Annotated in this window: 26 protein-coding genes and 2 pseudogenes; 14 read left to right on the top strand and 14 right to left on the bottom strand. The window is 41.5% G+C overall.

All coding sequences use genetic code 11. The features are described 5' to 3' along the window. Positions 1–245 precede the first annotated feature (245 nt). Positions 246–452 (top strand): hypothetical protein, encoded by a 207-nt coding sequence (locus tag EHS11_RS01125; protein ID WP_109022266.1) that lies wholly within the window; start codon positions 246–248, stop codon positions 450–452. 6 nt (positions 453–458) lie between these two features. After that, positions 459–1,244 (top strand): hypothetical protein, encoded by a 786-nt coding sequence (locus tag EHS11_RS01120; protein ID WP_135762572.1) that lies wholly within the window; start codon positions 459–461, stop codon positions 1,242–1,244. A 39-nt stretch (positions 1,245–1,283) separates the two neighbouring features. Here EHS11_RS01120 and msrB read toward each other — a convergent pair whose 3' ends face one another. After that, entirely contained in the window at positions 1,284–1,778 is a 495-nt protein-coding gene (gene msrB / locus EHS11_RS20375; RefSeq protein WP_210413606.1) for a peptide-methionine (R)-S-oxide reductase MsrB, read from the bottom strand. Continuing rightward, positions 1,767–2,369 (bottom strand): annotated as a pseudogene (msrA, locus tag EHS11_RS20370) (peptide-methionine (S)-S-oxide reductase MsrA); the annotation flags it as partial. The gene msrB and the pseudogene msrA, both read right to left, overlap by 12 nt. Positions 2,370–2,472: 103 nt before the next feature. Here msrA and EHS11_RS01110 point away from each other — a divergent pair. Beyond that, positions 2,473–4,011 (top strand): DEAD/DEAH box helicase, encoded by a 1,539-nt coding sequence (locus EHS11_RS01110; protein ID WP_135762570.1) that lies wholly within the window; start codon positions 2,473–2,475, stop codon positions 4,009–4,011. Here EHS11_RS01110 and EHS11_RS01105 read toward each other — a convergent pair. The 3 genes from EHS11_RS01105 to EHS11_RS01095 all read right to left on the bottom strand — a co-directional run bounded on the left by EHS11_RS01105 (position 3,990) and on the right by EHS11_RS01095 (position 6,711). Next, entirely contained in the window at positions 3,990–5,012 is a 1,023-nt protein-coding gene (locus EHS11_RS01105; protein ID WP_425460523.1) for an SAM-dependent methyltransferase, read from the bottom strand. The genes EHS11_RS01110 and EHS11_RS01105 overlap by 22 nt on opposite strands. Positions 5,013–5,063: 51 nt before the next feature. Next, positions 5,064–5,819 carry a DUF1295 domain-containing protein gene (locus tag EHS11_RS01100; protein WP_246047489.1) on the bottom strand — a complete coding sequence of 252 codons (756 nt, stop codon included), beginning with the start codon at positions 5,817–5,819 and terminating at the stop codon, positions 5,064–5,066. Positions 5,820–5,907: 88 nt separating this feature from the next. Further along, positions 5,908–6,711, bottom strand: a complete 804-nt coding sequence (locus EHS11_RS01095; RefSeq protein ID WP_135762567.1) for an SDR family NAD(P)-dependent oxidoreductase — start codon at positions 6,709–6,711, stop codon at positions 5,908–5,910. Positions 6,712–6,798: 87 nt separating this feature from the next. On the opposite strand from EHS11_RS01095, the gene EHS11_RS01090 reads away from it, so the two are divergent. Continuing rightward, a complete protein-coding gene (locus EHS11_RS01090) occupies positions 6,799–7,830 on the top strand; it encodes a zinc-dependent alcohol dehydrogenase family protein (protein ID WP_135762566.1) in 1,032 nt (343 codons plus the stop codon). Here the strand turns inward: EHS11_RS01090 and EHS11_RS01085 are convergent. From EHS11_RS01085 to EHS11_RS01070, 4 genes are all read right to left on the bottom strand, one after another. Next, complete coding sequence (locus tag EHS11_RS01085; RefSeq protein WP_135762565.1) at positions 7,827–8,213, bottom strand: hypothetical protein; 387 nt, start codon at positions 8,211–8,213, stop codon at positions 7,827–7,829. The genes EHS11_RS01090 and EHS11_RS01085 overlap by 4 nt on opposite strands. A gap of 74 nt (positions 8,214–8,287) precedes the next feature. Then, complete coding sequence (locus tag EHS11_RS01080) at positions 8,288–8,563, bottom strand: hypothetical protein (RefSeq protein WP_135762564.1); 276 nt, start codon at positions 8,561–8,563, stop codon at positions 8,288–8,290. Positions 8,564–8,726: 163 nt separating this feature from the next. Continuing rightward, positions 8,727–9,668, bottom strand: coding sequence for a hypothetical protein (locus EHS11_RS01075; protein ID WP_135762563.1), 942 nt, complete (start codon positions 9,666–9,668; stop codon positions 8,727–8,729). 7 nt (positions 9,669–9,675) lie between these two features. Further along, a complete protein-coding gene (locus EHS11_RS01070) occupies positions 9,676–10,263 on the bottom strand; it encodes a DUF6935 domain-containing protein (RefSeq protein ID WP_135762562.1) in 588 nt (195 codons plus the stop codon). Between the two features lie 101 nt (positions 10,264–10,364). On the opposite strand from EHS11_RS01070, the gene EHS11_RS01065 reads away from it, so the two are divergent. Further along, a complete protein-coding gene (locus EHS11_RS01065; protein ID WP_135762561.1) occupies positions 10,365–11,006 on the top strand; it encodes a hypothetical protein in 642 nt (213 codons plus the stop codon). 468 nt (positions 11,007–11,474) lie between these two features. Here the strand turns inward: EHS11_RS01065 and EHS11_RS01055 are convergent, their stop codons facing one another. Next, a complete protein-coding gene (locus EHS11_RS01055; RefSeq protein ID WP_135762560.1) occupies positions 11,475–12,443 on the bottom strand; it encodes an amino acid--tRNA ligase-related protein in 969 nt (322 codons plus the stop codon). 150 nt (positions 12,444–12,593) lie between these two features. Here EHS11_RS01055 and EHS11_RS01050 point away from each other — a divergent pair, with 150 nt between their 5' ends. After that, positions 12,594–12,956, top strand: a complete 363-nt coding sequence (locus EHS11_RS01050) for an STAS domain-containing protein (RefSeq protein WP_246047488.1) — start codon at positions 12,594–12,596, stop codon at positions 12,954–12,956. Here EHS11_RS01050 and EHS11_RS01045 read toward each other — a convergent pair. Beyond that, a complete protein-coding gene (locus EHS11_RS01045; RefSeq protein WP_135762558.1) occupies positions 12,910–13,323 on the bottom strand; it encodes a DUF4279 domain-containing protein in 414 nt (137 codons plus the stop codon). The genes EHS11_RS01050 and EHS11_RS01045 overlap by 47 nt on opposite strands. A gap of 64 nt (positions 13,324–13,387) precedes the next feature. On the opposite strand from EHS11_RS01045, the gene EHS11_RS01040 reads away from it, so the two are divergent. From EHS11_RS01040 to EHS11_RS20440, 8 genes and pseudogenes are all read left to right on the top strand, one after another. After that, positions 13,388–14,113 carry a response regulator transcription factor gene (locus EHS11_RS01040; RefSeq protein ID WP_135762557.1) on the top strand — a complete coding sequence of 242 codons (726 nt, stop codon included), beginning with the start codon at positions 13,388–13,390 and terminating at the stop codon, positions 14,111–14,113. Between the two features lie 2 nt (positions 14,114–14,115). Next, a complete protein-coding gene (locus EHS11_RS01035; protein ID WP_135762556.1) occupies positions 14,116–14,400 on the top strand; it encodes a DUF883 family protein in 285 nt (94 codons plus the stop codon). Positions 14,401–14,403: 3 nt separating this feature from the next. Continuing rightward, entirely contained in the window at positions 14,404–14,766 is a 363-nt protein-coding gene (locus tag EHS11_RS01030; protein WP_135762555.1) for an LBF_4227 family protein, read from the top strand. Between the two features lie 12 nt (positions 14,767–14,778). Continuing rightward, positions 14,779–15,030, top strand: a complete 252-nt coding sequence (locus tag EHS11_RS01025; protein ID WP_135762554.1) for a hypothetical protein — start codon at positions 14,779–14,781, stop codon at positions 15,028–15,030. Between the two features lie 96 nt (positions 15,031–15,126). Continuing rightward, positions 15,127–15,672 carry a hypothetical protein gene (locus EHS11_RS01020; RefSeq protein ID WP_135762553.1) on the top strand — a complete coding sequence of 182 codons (546 nt, stop codon included), beginning with the start codon at positions 15,127–15,129 and terminating at the stop codon, positions 15,670–15,672. Next, positions 15,669–18,167, top strand: coding sequence for a C1 family peptidase (locus EHS11_RS01015; protein WP_135762552.1), 2,499 nt, complete (start codon positions 15,669–15,671; stop codon positions 18,165–18,167). Before EHS11_RS01020 ends, EHS11_RS01015 begins: the two co-directional genes overlap by 4 nt. 28 nt (positions 18,168–18,195) lie before the next feature. Next, positions 18,196–18,528, top strand: coding sequence for a divalent-cation tolerance protein CutA (gene cutA, locus EHS11_RS01010; protein WP_135762551.1), 333 nt, complete (start codon positions 18,196–18,198; stop codon positions 18,526–18,528). Between the two features lie 12 nt (positions 18,529–18,540). Beyond that, a pseudogene (locus tag EHS11_RS20440) lies at positions 18,541–18,675 on the top strand (nucleotidyltransferase family protein); the annotation flags it as partial. Between the two features lie 136 nt (positions 18,676–18,811). Here the strand turns inward: EHS11_RS20440 and pnuC are convergent. The 3 genes from pnuC to EHS11_RS00990 all read right to left on the bottom strand — a co-directional run bounded on the left by pnuC (position 18,812) and on the right by EHS11_RS00990 (position 25,032). Beyond that, positions 18,812–19,456, bottom strand: coding sequence for a nicotinamide riboside transporter PnuC (gene pnuC, locus EHS11_RS01000; RefSeq protein WP_342775406.1), 645 nt, complete (start codon positions 19,454–19,456; stop codon positions 18,812–18,814). A 38-nt stretch (positions 19,457–19,494) separates the two neighbouring features. Continuing rightward, positions 19,495–20,691 carry a metallophosphoesterase gene (locus EHS11_RS00995; RefSeq protein ID WP_135762549.1) on the bottom strand — a complete coding sequence of 399 codons (1,197 nt, stop codon included), beginning with the start codon at positions 20,689–20,691 and terminating at the stop codon, positions 19,495–19,497. Between the two features lie 645 nt (positions 20,692–21,336). Beyond that, positions 21,337–25,032, bottom strand: a complete 3,696-nt coding sequence (locus EHS11_RS00990) for a LamG-like jellyroll fold domain-containing protein (protein ID WP_135762548.1) — start codon at positions 25,030–25,032, stop codon at positions 21,337–21,339. Positions 25,033–25,038 lie beyond the last annotated feature (6 nt).

Here is a 25,038-nt window from a genome sequence, read left to right as displayed (position 1 = left end):
GAGGTACTACACTGCAGGAAAGACTGCACCAGCCTGACTGAAACTTCAGCGTCGCCCGAAGAAAGCCGCTTCGAAACACGTTCAAATTCTAAAAACTCGAAGAAATCTATAACCATAAAAGCTGGGGTTACAGATTTTCCCCTTTGGTTCCCTTTTTTCCTCAGAACCAAAAAAATCTCTGAAAAAAGATTAGGCAAAAGAATGTTCTTGAACAATTTTAGGAATGAATCGACAAAGATTAGTTTATGTGGTTGAAATTAGGAGAATCCGAAGTCATTAATCTCGATTTTATAGCTTCCATCAAGAAAAACAGTGGCCAGCCCACGATAGAAATCATTTACCAAGATTTAAATAATGTCAAATCCCTTCCTTTCCCTGGCACAGAAGAACGTGATCGGGCTTTTAAAGCCATTCTGGAAAATCTTTCTAGAATGAAATTGTTCTTCGAGTGAATCAAAATGGAATACGAAGCACTTAATCCCAATCTATACGCACATGTTCTAGATGATCTGGAACTAATAACATCCCATAAACCATTTCATATTCTTTTCTACGGATCCAGAGAAAGAGGTGATTTTAACGAATCCTCCGATCTCAATTTTTATCTGCTGGCACATTCAACTGATCAAATGAAGGCAAGTTTTGTAGATAGTGTCAGCAAAACATTGAACCAGCTTGAAGTTGTAGCACCCGTAAATATGATTGCAGGAGATGCAGATTCTCTGCGTCACAGATTTAAAATTCACGAACCGGGATCGATCCAATTGCTGGAAAATGCCTCTGTATTCTATGGAGAAGGAATCTGGGATTCTCTCCAATCAGAATGGAAAAGATACAAAGACAAATCCATCCCCAAAAAAGAGCTAAGTAGTTATTTGGAAAAAAGAATTCGTTTTTTCAAACAGCAGGTTTCACGCAACGTGAAAGAAGAAGTTTCCCAATTAGAAAGAATTTGCACACTCACATTGCATGTATGGGCAATCAAAATTATTGATGATCTCTCCGTCTCCGAGCTTTTGATGATGGACATTCCAGGTCAGATTTATTCCCTCTTTACGAATTTATACAAATTTGAGTTAGACGAAACTATTTTGGAGCTGTTGAATCTCCAACAAAGATTACAAACTCTAAAGAGAGAACTTCGTTGGAAAAAAGAAATCAGTCGGGAAGAAATTTACGAACTAAAATACAAACTCATCTCTCTCAGAAAAGACGAGGAGTTTTTACTCAATCTTTGGGCTTAATTCAATCCTGTTCGACCTTATTCGGCTTTGTTTCTTTTCTTAATTAACTTTTGATCCGGCTGGATCACTGAACTGTCTACGGAATTCAGGATAACCGGCCTTTTCCAAATCTTCTTTGGGAATAAATTTCAAAGAAGCCGAATTGATACAATAGCGAAGCCCTGTGGGCTTCGGCCCGTCATCAAACACATGACCCAAATGAGAATTACCATACTTGCTTCTCACTTCGGAACGAACCATTCCATGCGAAGAATCCGTTTTCATCACTACATATGCTGCTACTAAAGGCCGGGTAAAACTAGGCCAACCGGTACCTGACTCAAATTTATCAACGGAACTAAACAACGGTTCGCCTGTAACACGATCTACATAGATTCCTTCTTTATGATTATCCCAGTATTCATTTTCAAAGGGAGGCTCCGTTCCGTCTTTTTGAGTCACTTCAAACTGCAAGCTGGAAAGTTTTTTTTGAATTTCATCAAGAGATGGTTTTAAAAAACGAACGGTTTTTTCCTTTCCCCAAACAGACTCGATGAATTGATCTCTGCCCGACCCGGAACGATAACTTTTGTATTGCGACGGATCTTTTTTATAAAAATCCTGATGATATCCTTCCGCAGGATAAAACCGATCAAACCCTATCACTTCCGTTACGATTTTTTTCTTAAACAATTTACGTTTTGTTAACGCAAGCAATGATTTTTCAGCTGCTTTTTTCTGATCCGGATTATGGTAAAAAATACCAGTTTTGTATTGGCTTCCCCGATCCACGAATTGACCATCCGGGTCAGTTGGATCGATATTTCTCCAAAAAACTTCTAAAAGAGTTTCATAAGAAATTTGTTTCGGGTCGTAGGTAATTTGAATCGCTTCCCTATGGCCCGTGTATCCACTGGAAACCTCTTCATAACTAGGATCTTTTTCCTTCCCGCCGGTATAACCTGATATTACGCTGACTACCCCCGGCAAAACCTCGAAAGGAGGCTCCATACACCAAAAACACCCCCCTGCAAACGTTGCTTTCTCCGTTTCAGGCCCTGCTATGATTCCACACGAAGTGAAATAACCAATCAGTAAAAATAAGACAATCCTCAGCTTGGAAGGCAATAGATCTAAATTATGCATACAAAAATTAGACAGCGAGCTTGGCGTTGGTCGGCGCTGATCTGGACTTTTTCCTATTTTTACCTTTCTTTTTAAAGGCGTTTTTTTATCGTATCCTATTTTCATGACAACGAATCAAACCGAGCCCGGTAACGACTTCCAATCCTTTGGATTTCGCCCAGAGCTCCTTTCGGGGATTGAAGAAGCTGGTTTCCAGACGCCAAGCCCCATACAACGGCAGGCCATGCCTCTCGTTCTCGAAGGAAAAGACCTGATAGCACAGGCACAAACAGGAACCGGTAAAACCGCAGCTTATGGACTTCCATGCTTAAATCGCATAGATGTGAAAAGCGGTATGCAAGTTCTCGTTTTGACACCAACAAGAGAACTTGCCCTCCAAGTATCAGACGAGCTTTACCGCTTAGGTAAAAACGTCGGGATCAAAACCACTACTATCTATGGTGGTGCATCTTATTCCAAACAAATCTCCCAAGTCACCAAAGGTGCACAAGTTGCCGTGGCAACTCCTGGTAGATTATTGGATCTACTCAAGGGCAAAGAGTTAAAAAATTTCAAACCTAATATGGTCATCCTCGATGAAGCGGATGAAATGTTGGATATGGGATTTTTGGAAGATATCGAATCCATTTTCGGATTTCTTCCTGCAGAAAGACAAACTCTCCTGTTTTCGGCTACGATGCCGGATGCTATCAAAAAACTAGCAGGCAGATACCTCAACCAACCCGCGCATGTAAAAATTGCAGCGACCGAAAAATCTTCGAAAAACATCGAACAAGTGTATTACATCATCGATGAACAAGAAAGAGACAATGCAGTAGTTCGTATTTTAGATTACGAAAACACGTATAAGGCGATCATTTTTACTAAAACTAAAAAAGAAGCCGACGATCTAAAAGCGAATCTCGGATTCAAAGGATACCCTGTGGAAGCACTTCACGGTGACTTAAGCCAAAAACAACGTGAGTTGGTTTTGAAAAGTCTTCATGACGGCAGAATCAGAATTCTTGTAGCGACCGATGTTGCGGCACGTGGATTAGATGTAAAAGACCTATCTCTAGTGATCAACTTTCATCTTCCTTTCGATAGCGAAAGTTATACGCATAGAATCGGAAGAACAGGCCGTGCAGGAAAAACCGGTAAAGCGATCACTCTTGTAACAACGAGAGAATCCAGAGCTTTACACAGATTGAAAGGTACTTCCGGAACAGGACTTACAATTGCTGCCCTTCCTACCAAAAAGGAAGTCCAAGCTAAAAGAAGTGAAGATTTCATCACTAAGCTTTTGGAAACGGAAATCAACGAAGAAGCGGAAGCTCTTTTTGCTAAACTTTCCGAATCTCAAGACTCAAAAGATGTCTCTCTGAAAATCCTTTCTCAAATCCTTGATAGAGTAAAAATTTCAGGGCCTGAGAAAATCGGGAAACTACCTTCCGAGTGGAATGAATCTGCTCCTTCCGGTGGTAGCGGTGGTGCAAAACGACGAGGAGGAACAGGTGGAGGAAGCCGAGGCGGCAGATCCAACAGTTCCGGTGGTTCTTCTTACGGTGGAAGAAGCAGCGGTAGCGGATCATCCAGATCAACCCCTGCTTCTAAATCCGGTGGGGATCGCGGAGGCAAACCTCAGCGTTTTCGAAATAAGTAGTGGCTGACCAGCCACTCTTCTCCATTTCGATAAGCCCATAGTTCGGCACAGGCGAGAAAGAATACTTTCCAATAGACAAACCATTTGGTTTTGTTCTTCTCGCCGTGTGTTTTCTCCAAGATTTCTATTACCTTCTCTTTATTCTTCAATAGATTTTCATACCACGCTTCACTCGTCTTAGCATAATTGGTACCGTTCACTACCCAATGTTTTTCAATTAGAAAATCCTTCTGAAAGTACAAAAACAAATCATCCGAAGGCATCTGTCCGCCGGTGAAAAAATACTTCGCCATCCAATCCGTATCATCCACTACTTCAAACGGATAAGCAAAAGTTTTATGAGTGAATATATGCACAAAGAATTTACCGTCGTTCACCAGAAACTTGGACAATCTTTCAAATAACAGTTCATAGTTTTTCATATGTTCCAACATTTCCACGGAAATGATCCGATCGAACCTTTCCTTTGTGGTAAACACATTCATATCTTGAGTAAGAATGGTTATATTTTTCAAACCTCTTTCTTTCGCGCGGGCCTCAATGAATTTTTTCTGGCTTAGGGAATTCGATACCCCTGTTACTTTGCACTTGGGAAATTTTTCGGCTACATAGAGGGAAACAGATCCCCAGCCGCAACCCAAATCCAATACTTTCATTCCGTCCTTCAACTCGGCACGTTCAACCGTCAAAGCGAGCATCGTTTCTTCCGATTCGGAAAAGCTAGTCTCGGCCGTCGGCCAGTATCCCGAAGAATATTTCATACGCGGTCCCATCACATAAGTGAAAAATTCGCTCGGGACTTCATAATGTTGTTCGTTTGCATCATGTGTATGAACTGCGATCGGGGAATTTTTCAATTCCTTCACATAATTCAATTTATGTGCTAATTGTTTTTCCGCATCGCCTTTCACTTCCTGTTTCAATCGCATATCAAGAAGTTGGCGAATGCGAATTCGAATCAGCCAATCGGGGAATAAATCTTTTTCGAGAAGTGAATTGATGTTCAAAGAATTTTCCTTTGTATTTGAATTATGATCCGAAAATTGATTTGTTTAACTTTCCTTCGGGAACCAGGGGAAAAAAGCATTGGTTGTTTTCTGATACCCCCGAAAAATATTTCCTTTGGATGACAAAGAAGATTTTTCCGCAAAAGGAACTCCGGATATGAACCGAAGCAAAACAAACATGACAAGAGGAGAGAATAAAGAAACCGGAGCCCAACGAAAACCGCTTGCTAGAGGAATGATGCCTATCCCGAGCCAAATCACCCATTCAAAAAAATAATTGGGATGACGACTGTATTTCCAAAGTCCTACATTGCACAATTTTCCCTTGTTAGTCGGCGCCTCCAAAAATGAATGCAATTGTTTGTCCGCCAAACCTTCTCCGAAGACTCCGATCAAAAACAAAATCCCGCCTGTAGCAGGAAATACAAATTCGAAAGAAGACGGATTCCATTGCCATTCGGATGCGACAATAAAAGGACCGGAAAGTAACAATGCCAGAAATCCTTGGAGTAAAAATACATTGGTAAAAAACTTTCGATGCACCCAATCTCCATAATCATTGCGGAAATCAGAGTATCTTTTGTCTTCAGGGTGTCCTGTGCGAATGCGAGTCCAATATAAAAATCCCGAAAGGCGAATCGCCCAAATCCAAACAGGAACAAGGATGGCAAGTTTGGCATAAACGGTTCCGTTTCCCAGAGCGGCAAAAATAGAAGCGATTCCGGCTATCACCAGTCCCCAACCCACGTCAATGACTGCATAATTGTTCCGAGACTTACCCCAAAACCACATCAAAGACATGAAGAAACAAGAGAATGAAACAGCTGTTATATATGAGTTCACAAAAGGATTCAATCCAAACCTCTTGCGAACTTAGACGAGCTCCGGTTTAATGAAAGTCGTGATAAAGTTTTTTATATAGAATTTTTTCCAAAATTCCAGGGGCGAGATTTCTCATCCATTTCATAAAAGATCCGGAAAAATCAAAAGTTACAAGCCTTGCCTCTTTGTCTTTCGCCACTTTCATCAGTAGGAAAGCTACTTCCTTAGGAGTTTTTAATTTAGCCTTCGCCTGTCCCTCATCCAATACGTTTCCTTTAACATCCAATCCTGATTTGCGCAGATTGGTTTCCGTATAAGGAACACATACCAAAGAAGAACGGACACCCTCTTCTTTTAATTCGATACGCATAGATTCCATTGCGGCATGCAAAGCGGATTTGGAAGAAGAATACGCCGCGCGTCCCGGCACTCCGTACAAAGCGGACACCGTAGAAGTAGTCACTACCACTCCTTTGGCTTTTTTCAGTCCTCCGAGAAGACCTTGGATGAGTTGGATGGGACCGAAAAAATTCGTAGCGAACGTTTTGCGATACACCTCCAAAGACAATTCATCAAAACGTCCGTGAGCTGTGATCCCTGCATTATTAAAAAGAACGTCCACACCACCGGATGTATGTGAATGCAAAATAGCAAGTGCATCCAACACGGAAGATGTATCTTGCAAATCCACACCGATACGAATGATCTTGCAAGCGGGATGTTTTGACGGCGGATCTTCAATATCATTTGCTCTTCTGGCAAGTGCAAAAATTTCACAAGGGTAACGACTTAAATTTTCAAGGAGAGCAAGACCTATCCCGCTCGACGCACCGGTGATCACTACCACCCTATTGTTCCAAAAATCTTTCATCTCATCCTCTAATTCAAATAAAACTATCTGGACAAAGACTATCAGTGAATGCAAAATTTGACCAGTGAATTTTTATAAGGAATCTTAATGGCAATCAGAAACAGAGTTTGGGAAATCGCAGACGGTTTTGGTTTGGAAAATCTGAAAATAAAAGACAGAGTCGTGCCTGAAAACATCGGCCCGAACGAAGTTTTAGTCCGACTAACAGCTACTTCACTCAATTACCGCGATTATCTAATGGCCATCGGACAGTACAATCCCAGACAAAAACTTCCTCTTGTTCCTTGTTCGGATGGAGCCGGAGTTGTGGAATCCGTAGGAACAAATGTAAAAAAGTGGAAAACAGGAGATAGAGTCATTCCTATTTTTGCACAGAGCTGGCAGGATGGAATTCCCGATATGGACAGTTTACGCAGTACATTGGGAGGACCGAATGATGGTTGTTTGATGGAATACAGGGTATTCGATGCGCAAGGCCTGGTAAAAACTCCTGAACATCTTACCGATGCCGAAGCGGCAACATTGGGATGTGCCGGGCTTACTGCTTACAACGCAGTCGTTACATTCGGAGGGATCGAACCCGGAAGCACGGTTCTTACCCTTGGAACCGGTGGAGTTTCCTTATTTGCATTACAATTTGCAAAGATGTTAGGTGCAAAAGTCATAGTAACATCGTCCAGCGATGAAAAATTGGCCCGTGCCAAAAAACTGGGTGCCGACGAAGGTATCAATTATTCTACCCGTTCCAATTGGGAAAGAGATGTCCGTAAACACACCGATATGAAAGGAGCGGATTTGATCATTGAAGTGGGAGGAGCGGGAACTCTGCCAAAATCCATGATGGCAGTACGCCCTTACGGAACCATTGCGCTGATCGGAGTGTTAGCTGGTGGTGAATCGACTTTATCCCTCTATCCCATACTTATGCAAGGTGTGAAAGTCCAGGGAGTGATCGTGGGAAGTAAAGCGGATTTTGAAAGAATGAATTCCGCCATTTCTCAAAACAAAATGAAACCTGTCGTGGACAAATCCTTCGGTTGGGACGAAGTGCCGGAAGCCTTTGCCTATTTACGAAGCGGGCAACATTTCGGAAAAGTAGTAATCGAATGGCAAAGTTAAAGAAGATTCCAAAAAAAGACAGAGTGGATCAAAATCCCCAAAAAGAAAATCAAATTCAAACCAAGCACCAAACGATTATTTTGCGGTAAAAAAATAAACTGGTATATAAATCGTAAAGCCCAAAACAGAAGTATAAAACCTACGATCAAAAGTCCGAAATTTGATTCGAGGACTTCCGTAGGAATCCAATACATAAGACTTGCAAAGAAGAAGAATACCAGAATCAAACATAGATTCAAAATTTGTAATATGGCCTTGTCGGCAATATTGATTTTTTGTAAGGACTTTTTCCAAGAGAATATCTTCCAAAAGAAAATATGAAAGATGGCAAAACCGATGTGATAGAAGATAGAAGCGGATTTTAAAAAAAGAATTGAGTCCATGGACTCACTATAAGAACAAAAAAAGAAATGTAAAAACAAAAAAACCCCGAGCGAACCCGGGGTTTTCCAAAATCCTACTTTGCAGTAGTGATTTCTAAAGCTTCACCTGTTGCATTTCCTGCGAACTCGATTTTAGCTTTGTCTTTTTTGAATTTTTTGTCCAATTTGTCAGGGTTGGACACTGCATATTTTTTACCTTCCGACTCGATAACAAATCCGCCTTCTTTAAGAACGGATACAGTTCCTTTGCCGGTAACTGCTACAGGCGCTTCTTTTTTAGGACCTGAGCTACATGCTACAAATGCCGCTAAAGCGGCAATAGAGAGAATAAGTGAAATTGATTTCTTCATTGAGAAAATCTCCTAGATTCCGCTAGAATCACTATTTATTGATAATTTCTCCTCTCTTTTTTTTGAACATGAAGGAATTCTCAAATTTATTTTTGAAAATCCGGGCGAATGCTTTGTTAAAAAAATACAATTCCTTCACTCATTTGTATAGCCGACAGAACGCTTACTTATCAGGCAAAAACCCGGTTAATTTCCGAGAAAGGATCTGTGCATAAATTTTATGCCCTTCTTTTGTGACATGAACTTCGTCATGAAACAGATTTCCTCCTTCCGATTCCTGCAACTCATCCAGCAAATAAACAACTTCCAGTTTATTTTCCGAAATCAGATTTTGAATTTTCGGGTCTTTGGAAGATTTTTTTACAACTTGATTACGGGTGGGAAGGATAAAAATTTTATGTTTATATCCTTTTGCTTTTAGAAAAACATCCATGGATTTCAATTTCAAAACCGACTTCAATATAATATTTGTTATATGTTCTTCCGTGACAAGACTTTGCCATGGCAGATAACGTTTGTTATTTTGAGTATAGGCGAAATAATGAAATAACTCCGCCCAAGCGGAACCAGGCTCGGTATTATAATAAGGAAGTCCCTGCAAACGGACAAGCCCGCGGTAAAAATCATCTTCAATCAAGGCAGTGATATAATAGTTGGCTGGCAAAAATTCTTCTTCTACGATGAGTGCATGAATGTTCTCTACACCCCAGGTATTGACAGCTGCATTTCCGGATACATAATCTTTGCGATCTTGGAATACCAGATGACTGAACAGCTCTCCATTGGAGATATAAGATCCTCCGTAAGTGACCGAATCTCCCAAAAACAAGATCTTATTTTTTTTCTCTTTGTCCCAGTCCTCTGTAGAACGGAGTCCCAAATTATTAAATACCAATTCAGCTCCCAAAAATCTTTGCAGTTTCTGGTTGGGCATGGGGCGGAATCCGTATATCGGACTATTGTCATAGAGAACCGGATTTCCTAATCCGAATAATTTACTTAAAGCAAGCTCCACCGCTCCGACAGTAACCAAGGAAATAATTATGACGAAGATGATGATTGTAGTTTTGAAATGACTCTCGAACCAATTTTTTTTTGGATTCATTCCTTCCTTATTTGGCAGGCATCATACCCACACAAAGAGAACTGAATTCCTTTGCTCTCCAAAGTCCATCACTATCCTTCTCAACTGTAATCGGACGAAAGCTCGCGGCACCTCTTGTAGCTACAAAAAGTTTGATCCTACCGGAGGATTCTTCGCCGGAATAAGGATTTGTAAATGTTTCCACAGTCAATGGTATACTCGGAGAATATCCGTTAGACGGCTCAGAACCTTTGAAGTATGCATTTGCCAACATCTTGTATTTATCCAATTGACCGACCAGATATCTGTCTCTATTTCCCAAATCCTCTCCCTTGTAAGCGGTAGGTTTGTTTGATTTTTGTCTGTTTTTAATCAGAATGGAACTAATGAGTGTTTGGTTGCCAAGAGTTTGGTCCTTTCCATAAAGATGGATGGCAATTACCATAAGTGACGCGGCTCCTTCCGGAGTTTTGGCAAGATTTGTTTGCAAAGATTCGAATTCTGCAATGGATAAAGGCGCAGAAGGAATTACTACCTCCGGCCTAGGGGTCAAATTTTGCGCAGACAACCCAAAGGAAAAAAAAACGGCAAGTACAAGATAAACTGGTTTTTTCATGAAAAGAAAACCTATCATAAATTCCTTCCTTGTCCAGAACAAAGATGGTAATTTATTTCTTGCATACCTTGCTCAAGAGTTGTAGTATTTCGGATTACATTATGAAAACCCATCTTAAAATTTCCATTCCCATCCTTCTTGTTTCTCTTTCCCTTTTGGCCCAAGTGAATTCCGGAACCCCTGATTTCATCGAAGCGGAACAAGCCGAAAAAGATCTACGTGCAAAATGGTCGAAGACCTATCCGGGAGAAACCATTGAATCTCTTCAGTCTGCGGGAGATCCTGTGATTCTTGAGAAAACGGATAAAAAAGGAAAACTCATAGAAAGAAAACTGAAAGTTCCTTTCCAGGTAGTTGCTTCCAAAAAAGGTACAAGCCGGGAATACGAAGCAGGAGCCAATTATACTCAAAAAGGAAAGTCTTGGGTATTCTCAGAAATCGGTGTGGGAAATGTGAAAACTCTCGCAGGGGCGGAAGACAAAGCACCTAGCAAGCCTAAGGTGAAAGAACTTGCACTCCAGGCATTCGCTTCCAAATATCCCGAATACACATGGTCCAAAATCCTGATTGACGATGGAACATTTAACAAAGGTTCGAGTGGTGGATTTTACCGTTACGAAGGAGACGTAGACCGCACAAATGCGGAAGGAACCGTTCAATGCAAAGACATTGACTTTATGCTCGTAAAAGATGCAAGCGGCTCTTGGTCGGTAGACATCACTTCCGGCGGAAGATGTTATTAAGATAATCACAAAGTCGAATTTTATCCGATCGGATTCTTCAACTTTTTGATCGGACAGATTGGGCAAGTCCCCAAACTTTCGTTTGGGGCCGGGCTGGCTCCGGGCTTCGCGTTCGCTTCGGTCGCCCTGCGGCGACCGCTCCCGCGCCCTTCGCATCCCTCTTGCGGGGTGAGTTCGTAAATTTTAGAAGGGTTAAAATTAGACCTTCAATCCCGCCACCGCAAATGGGTCATTGACGAACCGGAGATCTTAGGCGGAACGGACCAAGGACCGAACCCAGTAGAATTAGTGCTAGGTGGACTTGCAAGTTGTCTGGGAGTTTTGGTTTCCTTATATGCACCGATACAAGATAGATATCCAATCGGATCTGTCCCGTAAAAGATACATTATCCGGAGTTCAGGTTCTTACAGAGACGAGCCTTGCGACAAAGTGAAATTTTAAACTTAGATTGTATAACAGGAAAGGAATCATCCGTAATACGGACTAAAACTCTTTAGTCCTTCTCCTCCGACCAGTCTCATGAAAATCCGATCCAGTCCGAGAGAGATCCCGGAAGAATCGGGAAATTTTCCCGATTCCAACGAAAACAAAAAATCTTCGTCTATGGGAAATATCTCTTTGCCCAATCCTTCTCTTAATGTTTGTTCTTCGATAAATCGGCTTCTTTGCTCTTTCGAATCAGTCAATTCCCAAAATGCATTTGCCAATTCCAGACCGGACCAATAGATTTCGAATCGTTTTGCCTTTCCGTCTACGATTTTTGCCAATGCCGCGCATTCCGGAGGATAATCGTAAAGAAAAACAATCTTATCACCTAATTTTGGTTCTACTAAATTCAAAAAAACCAAAAAGAAAAGATCTTCATACTGCCAGGTAACAAGCTCATCTTCCTTTGCTGAAGTCAAACGATGATCGAATATCGTCTCAATCAATTCCTTGCGAGACAATCCTCGTTTCGTATGTGTCTTTACAATATCATCCACTGAAATTTCTTCATAGGAAGAATCCCCGGTCAAAAAATCCGCAACTTGTAATTCCGAAAAATCAGAACCCAATCTTTTGAAATATTCTTTGCTGAAATCTCTCAAGTCCTTATCGTTCCAGCCCTTCACATATAGTTCCAACATCAAAAACTCAGCACTATGATAAGGACTGCCCTCTTCTCCCGAACGAAATGTATGGGTGATTTCATAAATCCGCTCCAATCCATTTGCTAACGATTGTTTGAGAGAATATTCGGGGGAAGTGATCAAATATCCTTTTTCTCTTCCATCGGGAGAAGAAACAAGAAAAGGATCCAAATACGGTTCCATTCCCACTACCGGTTTAAAACAAGGAGTATCCATCTCCAAAAATCCGGATTCTTCCAAAAAGGATCTGGTAGATCTTAAAAAACGGGATCGTAAAATCTGATTTTCGAATGGGATAGGCTTCATAAAAATATTACTTTTTAATAAACAATGATTCCGGTAAACCATTAAGGTTCGAAAATACAAAGGGTAAAATAATCAAAAAACATATTTTTTGATTTCCATAAAACGAAGTCTCCGATACATCCTTTAACCGTGGCTAAGAACACAAAATATTTGTCTGTTCGTGAAATTGAAAACGCATATGAAATTCAAATTCAATCCAAAGAGTTTGATACTGCGGTAGAAGAAGAAACTTCCTCCATCATTGCCATGCTTTTTTTTCAAACCCGTTCCCACATTCAATTGGATGTTTCAAGCTTGAATTATATCCCTCTGTCTTTTCTAACTCAGATCCTAAGATTGGCGAAAGACCTTCGTGCAAAAAAAAGAGTATTGGTTTTACAGGGACTCCCTTTTTCCTCTTATTATTTTTTACAAAGATTCGGAATGACCCGATTGTTTTTTCAGACAAGAGACGGGATGCTTCGGACTAAATTCGAAAATCCTCTCCTTCCCAGGGAAGAATTTCCAGGTTGATCCCAAGCTCACCTAACAAGAGCATAATTCTCTTTTCCAATCGAATTCCTTTCGTATCGGGACTTGCGAATTCCACGGATGCATAAAAGCATGCGTCATATTTGGAAGTAATTTCTTTCAATTCACGTCGGACAGATGCCACTCTTTTCAGCAATTCCCAAATATGATCATTCAAAGGAGAATCGGGACTTAGTTTGGAGTTGAGCTGCCAATGGGGTTCTAACGGTTCATTTTGTATGTCTTTTGTGTCACGGCTATGAAAGTAATCCGGCTCTATGGCCAATCGCTCTGAAATCTCCTCCGGACGAAGCTTCGGGCCGAAGATAGCGAGCATTGCCCATGATTTTGGTTCTCTTTGCGTTTCCATTGAATTTTTTACTTTTTTTTTCTCCCAGAAGAACCAAATTAAGATAGAACTTCAAGGGAAAAATATGAAAAATATCTTGGTAATAGAGGATGATCCGGACATTGGCAATTTGATCCGTAAATCTCTCGATTCAGCGCATTATACGACCGCCATGTATGAAAATGGTGAGGAAGGGTTAAAATTTTATAAATCAAATCATCCAGATTTGGTGATTTTGGATTTATCCTTACCGGACATTGATGGAATGGATATATGTCGTACCATTCGAAAGTCAGACGAAAGCACTCCTATCTTTATTCTTTCTGCTCGAACAGAGGAGATTGATCGGATTATGGGACTGGAACTTGGTGCGGACGATTATATCACCAAACCTTTCTCAGTACGGGAATTGAAAACCAGAGTTGATGTATTCTTTCGCAGATGGGATAAGAAGATCGGGATCAAACCTAACGTGGGTCAGGCTGGGGAAATCATGCGAGGCGCACTCAAGATTGATTCCATCAGACGTCGTGTCACGTTAAATGAAAACATCATCAATATCTCCCGCAAAGAATTCGACATTTTACAACTATTAGCTGGCTCACCCGGCAAAGTTTTTTCTCGTGAGATGATTCTGGAGTCCGTTTGGGGTGTGGAATGGGATGGTTTTGAAAGGATGATCGACAGTCATATCAAACGAATCCGTTCCAAACTGGAAAAAAATTCCGCACAACCGGAATGGATTGAAACTATTTGGGGAATCGGTTATCGTTTTACCGATAATTATGAAAATATTGTTGTCCCTGATTGAGTATGGAAGAGTCAAAATCGCAAAAAAACTTAATCGACGAAATTAAGTTATACGAGAAAAAAGCCAAGGAAATTGAGCGTAGAGCCAAGGAGAAGTACATGGAACAAGTATCAGACATCAAACAAAAATTGGGCAAAGCAAGCGAAGAAGCAAGCATACGCGCCAAAGAAGTCATAGACAATGTAGGAACTTATGTAAAAGAAAATCCTCAAAAAGCGGCAGTGATCGGTTTTGGTGTTGGTCTTGGCCTTGGGCTCGCCTTGGGCTGGTTTTTCAAAAAAAAGTAAATTTTGGCAAATCACTCACAATCACGAACATCTAACACCAGCAAGGGTCCTCGCAAAAAAGGAGGACTCAAAGGTGCTTTTTACGACCTCCTGGATAAGCTTGTGGCTTATTGGGAGGTTATGGCAATTTACATCCAAAAGAATGTAAGCGTATTCCTTAGGAATCTGATCTTTTCTTCTATCTGGATTTTTTCCGCCTTATTTTTTATATTTATCGCACTACTCTATTTTTCTTATGCGATTTTCCTTAGCTTGCAAAAGTTTCTGTCAAACGGTGATCCCATTTTGGCAAGCTTAGGCACCGGGATTTTATTTTTTATCATCGCATTTGCACTTGTTGAATTGGTTTTAAAACAGAAAAAATAAATCGGTCAATCCATGTTCAACCCACTCAAAGACCACGAACGTTATTCCGAAAAAGATCCGAAGGATATGAATATGGAAGAGCTTCGAATGTTACTTAAAATCCGTCGCCTGGATCTGAAATTGGAATGGAAAGAATTCCAAGAAAAAATTCATTTTTGGCAAAGAGTGGGAAGAACTGTAAAACAATCAGGGATTCTAGATAAATTCCAGGAAGGAATTCAATCCTACTTTACCAAAAAAGAAGAAGATAGTACATCCACTTAATTTCATTTTTCCTGTTTAAGAAATTATCAATCTTACCGGAAAAATATTGCAAATACTGAAACACTATGTACGATTGGGCTCGTTTTCTTCACCCCAATGAAAAATTTAATATTCAGTAAAGAAATTTCAAAACTCATTCATTGCGTTCACCGATTCGTTTTTTTCTTATTTATATTTTCCATCTCCAGTCTGTTTGCCTCTCCCAAAACTTCAATGATTCCTTCCGAGCTGAAAACAAAACAAGGTCATTGGAAAACAGCGGAAGTCATTTGGGATGAAACTTCAGGACCTGTTGCCCCGGAATTTCATTATGCAAAACAAATTAGAATCGAAGCAAATGCAAAAGGTTTCTTTTTTTCAAGAAAGGAAACAAACCAAAAATCAGAACCGACGGAAATAACAAAAAGAATCAATCAAAACACATATGCAAAATTATTAGATGATCTCCTCCGAAAGGACGCACTCAGTTTTACTTATGAAATCACTCCCCAAAAAAAAATCACAGGAATCAGTTATAATTTTTTTTCCATCCGAGTCGGAACAAGGAAGTCTCGTTTTTTTTACGTATTAAAAGATTTAGAAAAGAAAGAATTCAAAAAGAAAAAAGAAATCATTCAAATAATGAAGAGGATCGAATTATGAAACAAACACAACAGGCAAATCCGTTAAAATCCGCATTTTTACGAGCACCAGCTTTCCTCTTTGCTTATTTACTTATTTCTTTTACTCCCCTATTCTCCGAAGGGACATTTGATCCTAGTTCCGTTCGGTCCTCCGATTGCAAACCCGGAGTTTTCAATTGCGGGTATTTGCCCACTCCGAAAGAAATCCAAGATTCCATTCCTTTAAAAAGAGATTTTAATAATTTCGACGAGCTTCCTTCCAAAGCGGATCTCTCTTCCAAAATGCCTCCCGTGGGAAGCCAAGGACAACAAAACAGCTGTGTTGCGTGGGCAACCGGTTATGCGATCAAATCCTATTTGGCTACCGGTGGAAAATCTTCGAAGTATGATCCTCCTTTCAAAGGAGGGAAAGGTGATAATGTTTTTTCTCCGGCATTTATTTACAACCAGCAGAACGGGGGAAAAGACGCGGGACTTTATTATTATAAAACTTTGGAGTTTTTACAAGCAAACGGAGTAGTTCCCTGGAGCAGCATGCCTTATTCCGACAAAGATTATAGAACCCAACCGAATGAATCTGCAAAAAAAGAAGCGTTGAATTACAAAATCCGGTCCTTTTCAAGATTGAATTTCAAAAATCCGGACGAAATCAAACGGGTGCTTGCCGGTGGCAATGTGGTGTTATTCGGAATTATCATTGATGACGGTTTTTACAAACTGAAAGGATCCGAAGTTTACGATTCCAACAGCGGACAGAGTTACGGCGGTCATGCGATGACCATAGTGGGCTATGATGATTCCAAAACTTCCAAATCAGGAAAAAAGGGAGCATTTAAAATACAAAACTCCTGGGGAGAAGATTGGGGAGACAAAGGTTTCGGATGGATCTCATATGCAATGCTTGCCAAAGTAGGACAGGAAACTTATGCGCTGATAGATAATCCGAAAACCACAATCCAAGAGCAGCCTACGGTAGTTTCTCCCGTTATAAAACCGTTGAGTCCTCCTATGGATATCAAAGCTTCCCGGGGAGAATTCGATTCCATGATCGTCCTGACTTGGCTTGCAAGCGACAGTGCAGTATCCTATCTTATTCAAAGAAAAGACAGCGGGGAAAGCAAATATACAGATTTAGCATATTCGAATTTACCTACATTTGCCGATTCAAATGTCAGCCCGGACTCGACTTACATCTATAGAATCATTTCGATCTCAAGCGAAGAAAGATCTTCTCCTTCCAAAGATGTGGAAGGATTTACCGCCGCTGTACCGAACAACCAAGGAAAATTGGGAAAAGTAGTCGGACTGACTGCCAAAGCATATTTAGCCAACGGCTCTCCCAAAGTTTCCCTCAGTTGGTCTGCCATCGAAGGCGCCAACGGGTATTGGGTGTCCAGAATTGAAAATACCAGAAAATGGAAAACGATCGGTAAAGTGAAATCAACCGGTTTCATAGATCCGTCCCCTGTTGTAGAGAAAACAAATTCCTATCGGGTGAGTGCGACGGTAAACGGTTCTAAGGTGGGAGATTGGAGCGATAGTTTGGGAGTGGATGTGGCAAACACGGAAGTAACTCCAAGTCAGGTTACCGACCTGACTGCTTCCGCAGGGGAATATTCCGACCGAATCAAGTTGAGTTGGAATTCCGCACCCGGAGCGACGACTTATTTTATTTACCGCTTCAATGAAGCGGGAGATCCTTCCGGGCCTTTCGACACGGAAAAGGCAAGCTATGAAGACGGGGACCCCCAGATTCGGGATGGAGCTTCCTTTGCCTATACAGTCATTGCAGCAAATAATACAGGCTATGCGGAACCGAGTGAATTTGCTTTCGGACATATCGATCCGGAACTTTCCAAAAGATCCGCAGGAGCGATCCTCCCTCCTCCCGAAAATGTAACAGCCGAAATCAACCAAAAAGAAAAGAAAGTTCTTTTGAAATGGAACCCGGTCAAAGACTCTAATGAGTATTATATTTACAGAAAACAGGTTAATTCCAACTCCAAAGGTAAGAATTCGGACTTTCAATTTCTCATTCAAGTATCAGGCAAACTGACAAAGTTTTCCGAAAACTTTCCGGGAAGTCCCGGCGATTTGTTTTTATATTCCGTAAGATCCAAATCGGAATTCGGATCGGAATCAAAAGATTCCAATGCAGTATCCGTGTTTCTCAACAAGGAACCGGGTTTGGTAAAAAAGAGAGCCTTAAGCCTGGATGAGATTCCAAAAACTTTTCTGGGCAATTGGTCAGGCCTATATTGGGATCCCAAGTTAGGACCGCAAAACCTATCACTTGCGATCACAGGTTCCAACCAGGATTTTACTGCGATTTTAAAAGTGAATGATAAGGTAACTAAACAGTACGGAGGAAAATGGACTCCCGGCAGTACAGGTTTGAAAACAAGCGGCTTTCAATTCGACTTAGCTAGAGAAATGGAAGAAAGTTCCATCGTTCGGTTGAATTCTGTGGGAGACCAATCCGAAGAAATGGAATACGGCTTTTCAAAAGATTGATTCCTGTAACGATTGGAAAAGAGGAATTATGGCAACAGAAGATATTTTAGTATTTACCACAATAGGGGACCGTGATATGGCGGAAGAACATCTAACAGTGATGTTGGAACGAGGAATCATTACTTCGGCGACCATTTTCCCGGAAGTGGAACTGCTCTATATGTGGGATGGAAAAATTACAGTAGATACGGAAAACAAAATCCTGATCAAAGCGAAAGCGGAACATTATACTGCCATTGAAGAATACATTATGAAACATCATCCTTATATAGCTCCGGAAATCATAAGATTGGATGTAAGTTTCGGTTCTCCCGAGTACAAAGCATTTGTGGCGGATAAAATCAAACGAAACGCGGGCTAGGATCACAATCGGCTTGACTTTTTAGTGACCTTCAAATCCGGTAAGAAGAATTTTGACAACTACATGAATCTTATCTTTATGCTTGAAGATCTTTTTTGTCAGATGATGTTCTTAAGCGAGCATTTGTCAGAAGCATTGAAATTATCGGCGAGGCTTCGAACAAGCGCTCTCAAGAGTTCAGAAAAAAATATCCTGTACTATTACTAAACTTGCAAATTAAAAGAATTATAGAAAAAGAGAAAACTCTATTTGATTAATGCCAACAACAACGGATAACTTCGCCTTATGCTTCGTTATTTGATGTTGTAAAAGCGACAGTACGTGATTCTTTGTACCAGATATAAGATCCGTAGACCGCGATCACTAAAAAAACAAAATACTCTATCGTTACCAAACGAATGTCTTTCAGATAATAAAGAACAATACAAACCACATCCACACTGATCCAGATGTACCAAGATTCGGCAACCCGCCTTGCCAAAAGAAAATTGGCAATAACGCTTGCTACTGTAGTGAAGGCGTCCCAATAAGGAAAGGATGGAGGTTCTGTAAAATAAGCGGGAAGGAAAATAGGAAGTTTTTTTGTAAGCTCACCCAAAAGAAAACTGAAAGCCAAAATGGAGAGAATCAAATAACTCCTGACTTTCCAACTTAAGTCCGTTATAGGAGGTTTAACTCCCTTTCTTTTTTTCCAATAGATCCAACCGTAGATACTGGAAGCAAAAAAATAAATCTGAAGCAACATATCCGAATAAAGATGTACTTGGTAGAATAAAAAGAAAAAACAGATCGAATTGAAGATCCCGATGGGCCAAGTGATAATCCGATCGACGGATGCATAATAAACGCAAAAAATACCAGATACGATGCCCAAACATTCCAGAAGACTGATCGGGTAATCCAAGACGGAAAATAAAACATAGTTCAAAGACAACAAATCCATGCGGAAATCCGAAATTAACGGGACTATGCCTTTCGCAAAGTCAATTTTGTAATCTCAGAAGGCGCTCCCAAACGAAGCGGAGGACCCCAATAACCCGTTCCCCGACTAACATATAACCACATTTCTTTATAACGATGGAGTCCCGCCACAAACTTCTGAGCCAGATAAATCACTATATTTCCGGGGAAGTACTGTCCTCCGTGAGTGTGACCAGACAATTGAAGGTCATATCCGTACTGCGATGCTTCTTTGATGCTGTCCGGTTGATGGGCTAACAAAACTTTGAAATCGGAATTTTCCCCTCCTATGATGGCCTTTTTCGGATCGGTTTTGTGTTCCGGTAGAATACTACCCGCTTTCAAATCCGTCACACCGGCGATTGTAAGAGTTGCGGATTTATGTTTAATCAGGCGGTTTTCATTTAGCAAAACATGGATCCCTAATTTTTCCACTTCTCCGATCCAGGAAAGAACTCCCGAATAATATTCATGATTGCCAGTAATAAAATAACTACCGTAAGTCGATCTTAAATCCTTCAAAGGCAGGATATGACCTTTTAAACTCGCAACACTCCCGTCGACCAAATCTCCTGTGATCGCAACAAAATCAGGATTCAAACGATTTACCCTTTCCACGACATGAGTGAGAAATTTTCCTTTGATCGTCGGTCCTATATGGATATCTGAAATTTGCACAATGGTAAATCCATCCAGGTCCTGATGAAGTCCTGATACGGGAATCTCCACATGAATTGTTTTTAGTCTACGATGTGCCTGGAAAAATCCCACACCTGTGAGAGTTCCCGCTGCACCGATAGTTCCTAATGCAAATGCATAGTTCGTATAACTCCACTTAGGCAAAAAAGAAAAAGTTTCAGTAAAGGAAAAGTCGGGGGAAATCAAACCGACAACCGGATTTAAGACGTAAATACCGAGAGTAGTGATATCTTTCAAAAGAACCAAAGAAAAGAGAATCGTAAAAAATCCCAGGCTGGTAAATGCGATATACGATAAGATGGATTGGTATTTTTCCTTATTTACCGTCTGACTGAAAAAATAAGAAACAGGAATGATCAACACAAGTGAAACAATCAGAATCCAAAACAGCGCGAGGTTCAAACCGGTGATGCCCAGACCTTGGACCAGGCGCACTCCCGTATATGAATAACCGCTTCCCAAAATCAATGTAAAAACCGAAATAAAAACAAGAAAACGTGACATGAAACTTCCTTTGGTATTTAGACTATCTTAGGAGACGAAAATTTCGAAAACAGTGAGGAAGTTTTTAGTGTGAGCGAGGGAGATTGGATTTCGATAGTATAGTTACAAGCGTTCGATGCTTCCCGCTCTTTTTCGCGGAACATCCTGTTCCGACGAAAAAGCTTCAGCCATCCATGGCTTCGCCACCGCGAGAAACATCTCACTTGCTTTTAAGAGTAGAGAGATACTTTATCTACGTTAGGATCGTGAGACACTCGTATCTTTTCTTTTTGTTCGAAGTAGTCTTTCTTTATAAGATGGGATTTTGGTATTCCCCCTTCTCTGTGTCAATAGAAGCGGAGAAGTGTTCGAAGAACCATCAGCGCAGCTGATCTACGGGTGGTTAACCTCCCGCCACCCAATGCATTCCTTTTATCATATCACCTTCAACTTGTGAAGTGATGTTCCTTTTTATAAAAATTTTATTCAAATAAGTTCGCCTTTTTGCCACTCAAACTTCGATTGTATCCGAATTTTAGCTAGATCTCCCGACCAGGGATACGTAGGGCTTGGTCGCATGCGACCGCAGCGTTAGCGGAGCCCGAAGTAGCCCGGTCCCGCAGGGAGGGCGCCAAACTTTGATTATGGGAGCCAGCGTTTAACTGCTTATTGGCAGTCATTTGCCACACGGATATTATATTTTGCGCTCAGATAGCAGTGGACTTGATCCCTCTCGGTGGCAGTCAATACACGGTTGAAATATAAGACTTCCGCAATATTTCCGTTATATGGTTGCAGACCTGCGGGCAAACTCCCGATATAAATTCCAGTCAATACACCGGCGCTCGGAGCGGTAAAAGTATTTAGCGGTGGAATCGTAACCCCTTCCGCGCCGTTCGTATCCCAATAAAACGGACTGGTGATTGCGGAAACCGAATCGTAATGCATGGAAAAGATTCTGCCTTGCCCGAGAGTGCTAAAGCCAGTGTTACTTCTCGCAAGACAAGCGGTTCCTGCATTATGAAGTGCGAAAGTGGAAGCGACGGGAACACCTGTATTGCAACTGAGTCCGACCGGATCATCGAAATAAAATTGTTTTCCCCCTGTCGCCGGACCTAGATTAACAGCCGTTTGTGTACCTGTAGTGGCTCCTCTTGTTTGGACGATAAAAAAAGAAAAATCATCCGAGCTCAGACCATAATAAGGTGCTGTTGTCTTGGAAAGATATTCTCCGGGAGTTCCCGTAAATTGAACTGCCGGTTTGGAATTGATTCCAGTCGCGATCCAGTTGAATGTTCCCACAAAGGAAGTCAGTGCATTTCCTCCGTTGCCGGAAATATTATTCGGACTGGTATCCACCCAGGAAGTGACGGGTCCTGCGCTAAAAGAATCCGCCTGCAAATGGAATTGAAGGCCGGCGACTTGTGCGGGATAATATCCGCTCATCGCACGGATTTCATTTAAAGATAAAACCCGATTGTAGATTCTAATATCATCAAGAATTCCGGAGAAATGTTCCAACACATCCACCCTCGTACCAATTCGCAAAACAGTGGAAGGGCTGGTAAGCCACAATGGTTTCGGAGAAGAAGAAACAAACACTCCATTGAAATAAATGGAAGCAGTTGTCCCGTCGTAGGTTCCGCAAATATGGATCCATCTGTGTAATATATTGTTATGTTCTCCGAAAAGATCGTCAGCTAAAGCGTAGTTTAGTATATTAGCTCCGTTTACGAAAATACCGTTTGCGTTGTCCACAGTAGCAACTCCGTAACTTACAATGTTTTGTCCTGCTACTGAATTTGTTTTTGCCCAAGCACAATTGGTTCTGGACGAATTGCCAGTAGGAATTCCCACGGGTGATGCCTTTTCAAAATGGGTGCTTCCATTCATATTCAGTGCCGAAATGGTTTGGCCAAAACGGTCATTGACGTACGTTGTTACTCCTGTGCTTAAACTCAGATGATTTCCATTGCCGCTCAAGTCATTTAGGTTAGACGTAAACGGATAATAGGCAACTAACCCGGAAGGTACTTGGGTCGCCAGTTTCTGAAGGGAAGCTTCGTCCAAAGCTCCTTTGAAAAATCTAACATCGGACACTTTACCGTTGAGATAATACCCACCTCCACTATCCCCCACTTTAAAACTTCCCGTAAGTGCGATCGGATTCACAGTATAAGCAACACCCTGTGCCTTGCCATTGATATAAATTTCCCAATTGATTCCATTACGAACCAAAGCGACATGAGTCCAAGTATGCAAAGGAATTCCAAGTGCCGTACCTGAAGTCGCACCGACTCCACCCAGGGAGACACTTAACGAATTCGTAGTCGCATTGATGGTAAGTCCATATCCATTCGTATTTCCAGTTCCATTATAAAATATAAACTGAGTGGATGGGGAACCTCGGTGAAATACCCAGGCGGAAATGGTAAGGTTGATTGTGTCCGTTGTTGTGAGTGCTGATGTGTTAACGTATTGCGAAGCTCCGTTCAGATCATAGGCACCTGTAGTGTTTCCATTCTCATCCGAAGCAAGTGCAGGTGTTCCGACGAGACCTCCATGATTGGAGCCTACGCTGTCATTCGCATTACCATCAAACGTATATTTGGCGATCATGGAAGGTTCCAAACGACGGATCGACCCGTTGGTTTGATCTGTAAAATAAATATTCAATCCGTCAGTCGTTATATAACCGATCTCGTTCATAAGTCCGTTGGTTCCTGCATTATCCGCATAACCACCTGCTATGTTTCCAGCCACGGTGGTAACTTTGTTATCGGACAAACGCAAATGTCTGATCGTACGGCCTGAAAATTCAGCGATAAGCAAATCCGTTCCGTCCGTGACAATCCCTGCCGGGTCGAAAAATTGTGCGGTGGTTCCTATTCCGTCCTTAGTGGCACCTACTCCGTTCCCTGCAATGGTTGTGACGGCATAATTACCGGAAGAAAGTTCAACCCGCCGGATTCTATGCCCGCCTATATCCGAAACATATAAATATCCGTTAAATGCAGCAACACTTGTAGGAATTATAAATCTTGCATTTGTCCCGATCACATTGTCTTGGTGGCTGGAAATTCCTGCAGAACCTGCTATTGTAGTTACAACCGACGTGGTAAGATTCATTTTTCGAATAGTAAAGTTCGATCTGTCTACAATATATAAATGGTTGTCATAGATAGCGAGTGAGGTTGGGGAATTGAAACTGGCGGCCGTTCCTGTTCCGTCCGCAGCTCCGGCATTTCCGGTTCCTGTGATCGTACTCACGTTACCCGTTGCAAGTAAAATCTTCCGAACGCGATGTCCCAAATAATCATTCACATAAAGATTTGTTCCGTCTGTAGTCAGACCGATCGGATTGTAAAATCTTGCAGCAGTTCCTACACCGTCCAAACAATTGACTGTAGTCGCCCCGGGACAAGTCACCCCTCCTCCCGTATTTCCTCCCGCAACAGTAGAAACCACTCCCGTAGATATACTGATCTTGCGAATGAGATGATTGGAATAATCTGCAACATAGATATAACTTCCGTCAGTTGTAATTCCAGTGGGAACGGAGAATCTCGCAGTAGAAGCAGGGCCATCAGTGTAAGCAAAAGCGGGCCCCGGCCCGCCTACATTTGTAGGAAAAGAACCTGCCACAGTGCGGACGAAAGTGAGCCTTTCTTGAAGCGAAGTTCCCAAATCCGAACTGGCAACACTGTGCAAAGCTCCTGCCAACAAGTAGCCCGTCTGACAGTTGATAAAGATAGTCACATTGGCACTTGGTATCGTCCCGACGGAGAGCGTAAAATCTTCAAAGGAACAATGTTGTCCCGGTGGTTGAGTTAGAATCGAAACACTATAAGCACTCCCTGTTCTGATTCTCGTTGTAAATTTATTAAGTCCCGAAGAAGTGATGCTCTTTGTATTGCCTGCATTATTTTGAACCTGAAAGGTCCCCGTTAAACCGGTAACATTCACACCTACTTCGTAATAATCAGGACCCAAACCACAGGTAACGCTGACATTTGTGATATCAGTAGTTTGCACAGTTCCTGCATTGTTTGCGATGGAACAAGTAAGTCCGGACGCGGAATTCACCGTCATTTCTACGGAATAATTCATCGCCGTTTTCAATTTTGTAGGAAAGGAAAAGTTTTGATCGGAGTTAAGCGTAATAGCTTCGCCTGCGTTCGTTAATGTAATACTTGTATTGGAGTCCAATCCAGAAACCACTCCGCCAATAGAATGGGAGGAAGAATCTTTCGGTCCAAGGCGCAGGTAACTCAAAACCTCCAGAGGGCTGCGATCAAGCGCAGGAATACAGGAGTAAAAAAAACAAATGAAAACCAGATAGGAATAAGCTTTGGATTTCATATTAAA

Source organism: Leptospira ilyithenensis, assembly GCF_004771005.1.
GTDB lineage: Bacteria > Spirochaetota > Leptospiria > Leptospirales > Leptospiraceae > Leptospira_A > Leptospira_A ilyithenensis.
Note: the sequence above shows the minus strand (reverse complement) of the source record. Positions and strands in the feature narration are given on the sequence as shown.

Excerpts from the sequence above, each read along its gene's own strand:
- EHS11_RS01125 (WP_109022266.1), top strand. The coding sequence starts at position 246 with ATGTGGTTGAAATTAGGAGAATCCGAAGTCATTAATCTCGATTTTATA.
- EHS11_RS01120 (WP_135762572.1), top strand. The coding sequence starts at position 459 with ATGGAATACGAAGCACTTAATCCCAATCTATACGCACATGTTCTAGAT.
- EHS11_RS01110 (WP_135762570.1), top strand. The coding sequence starts at position 2,473 with ATGACAACGAATCAAACCGAGCCCGGTAACGACTTCCAATCCTTTGGA.
- EHS11_RS01100 (WP_246047489.1), bottom strand. The coding sequence starts at position 5,819 with ATGTCTTTGATGTGGTTTTGGGGTAAGTCTCGGAACAATTATGCAGTC.
- EHS11_RS01095 (WP_135762567.1), bottom strand. The coding sequence starts at position 6,711 with ATGAAAGATTTTTGGAACAATAGGGTGGTAGTGATCACCGGTGCGTCG.
- EHS11_RS01090 (WP_135762566.1), top strand. The coding sequence starts at position 6,799 with ATGGCAATCAGAAACAGAGTTTGGGAAATCGCAGACGGTTTTGGTTTG.
- EHS11_RS01085 (WP_135762565.1), bottom strand. The coding sequence starts at position 8,213 with ATGGACTCAATTCTTTTTTTAAAATCCGCTTCTATCTTCTATCACATC.
- EHS11_RS01080 (WP_135762564.1), bottom strand. The coding sequence starts at position 8,563 with ATGAAGAAATCAATTTCACTTATTCTCTCTATTGCCGCTTTAGCGGCA.
- EHS11_RS01075 (WP_135762563.1), bottom strand. The coding sequence starts at position 9,668 with ATGAATCCAAAAAAAAATTGGTTCGAGAGTCATTTCAAAACTACAATC.
- EHS11_RS01070 (WP_135762562.1), bottom strand. The coding sequence starts at position 10,263 with ATGAAAAAACCAGTTTATCTTGTACTTGCCGTTTTTTTTTCCTTTGGG.
- EHS11_RS01065 (WP_135762561.1), top strand. The coding sequence starts at position 10,365 with ATGAAAACCCATCTTAAAATTTCCATTCCCATCCTTCTTGTTTCTCTT.
- EHS11_RS01055 (WP_135762560.1), bottom strand. The coding sequence starts at position 12,443 with ATGAAGCCTATCCCATTCGAAAATCAGATTTTACGATCCCGTTTTTTA.
- EHS11_RS01045 (WP_135762558.1), bottom strand. The coding sequence starts at position 13,323 with ATGGAAACGCAAAGAGAACCAAAATCATGGGCAATGCTCGCTATCTTC.
- EHS11_RS01040 (WP_135762557.1), top strand. The coding sequence starts at position 13,388 with ATGAAAAATATCTTGGTAATAGAGGATGATCCGGACATTGGCAATTTG.
- EHS11_RS01035 (WP_135762556.1), top strand. The coding sequence starts at position 14,116 with ATGGAAGAGTCAAAATCGCAAAAAAACTTAATCGACGAAATTAAGTTA.
- EHS11_RS01025 (WP_135762554.1), top strand. The coding sequence starts at position 14,779 with ATGTTCAACCCACTCAAAGACCACGAACGTTATTCCGAAAAAGATCCG.
- EHS11_RS01020 (WP_135762553.1), top strand. The coding sequence starts at position 15,127 with ATGAAAAATTTAATATTCAGTAAAGAAATTTCAAAACTCATTCATTGC.
- EHS11_RS01015 (WP_135762552.1), top strand. The coding sequence starts at position 15,669 with ATGAAACAAACACAACAGGCAAATCCGTTAAAATCCGCATTTTTACGA.
- cutA (WP_135762551.1), top strand. The coding sequence starts at position 18,196 with ATGGCAACAGAAGATATTTTAGTATTTACCACAATAGGGGACCGTGAT.
- EHS11_RS00995 (WP_135762549.1), bottom strand. The coding sequence starts at position 20,691 with ATGTCACGTTTTCTTGTTTTTATTTCGGTTTTTACATTGATTTTGGGA.
- EHS11_RS00990 (WP_135762548.1), bottom strand. The coding sequence starts at position 25,032 with ATGAAATCCAAAGCTTATTCCTATCTGGTTTTCATTTGTTTTTTTTAC.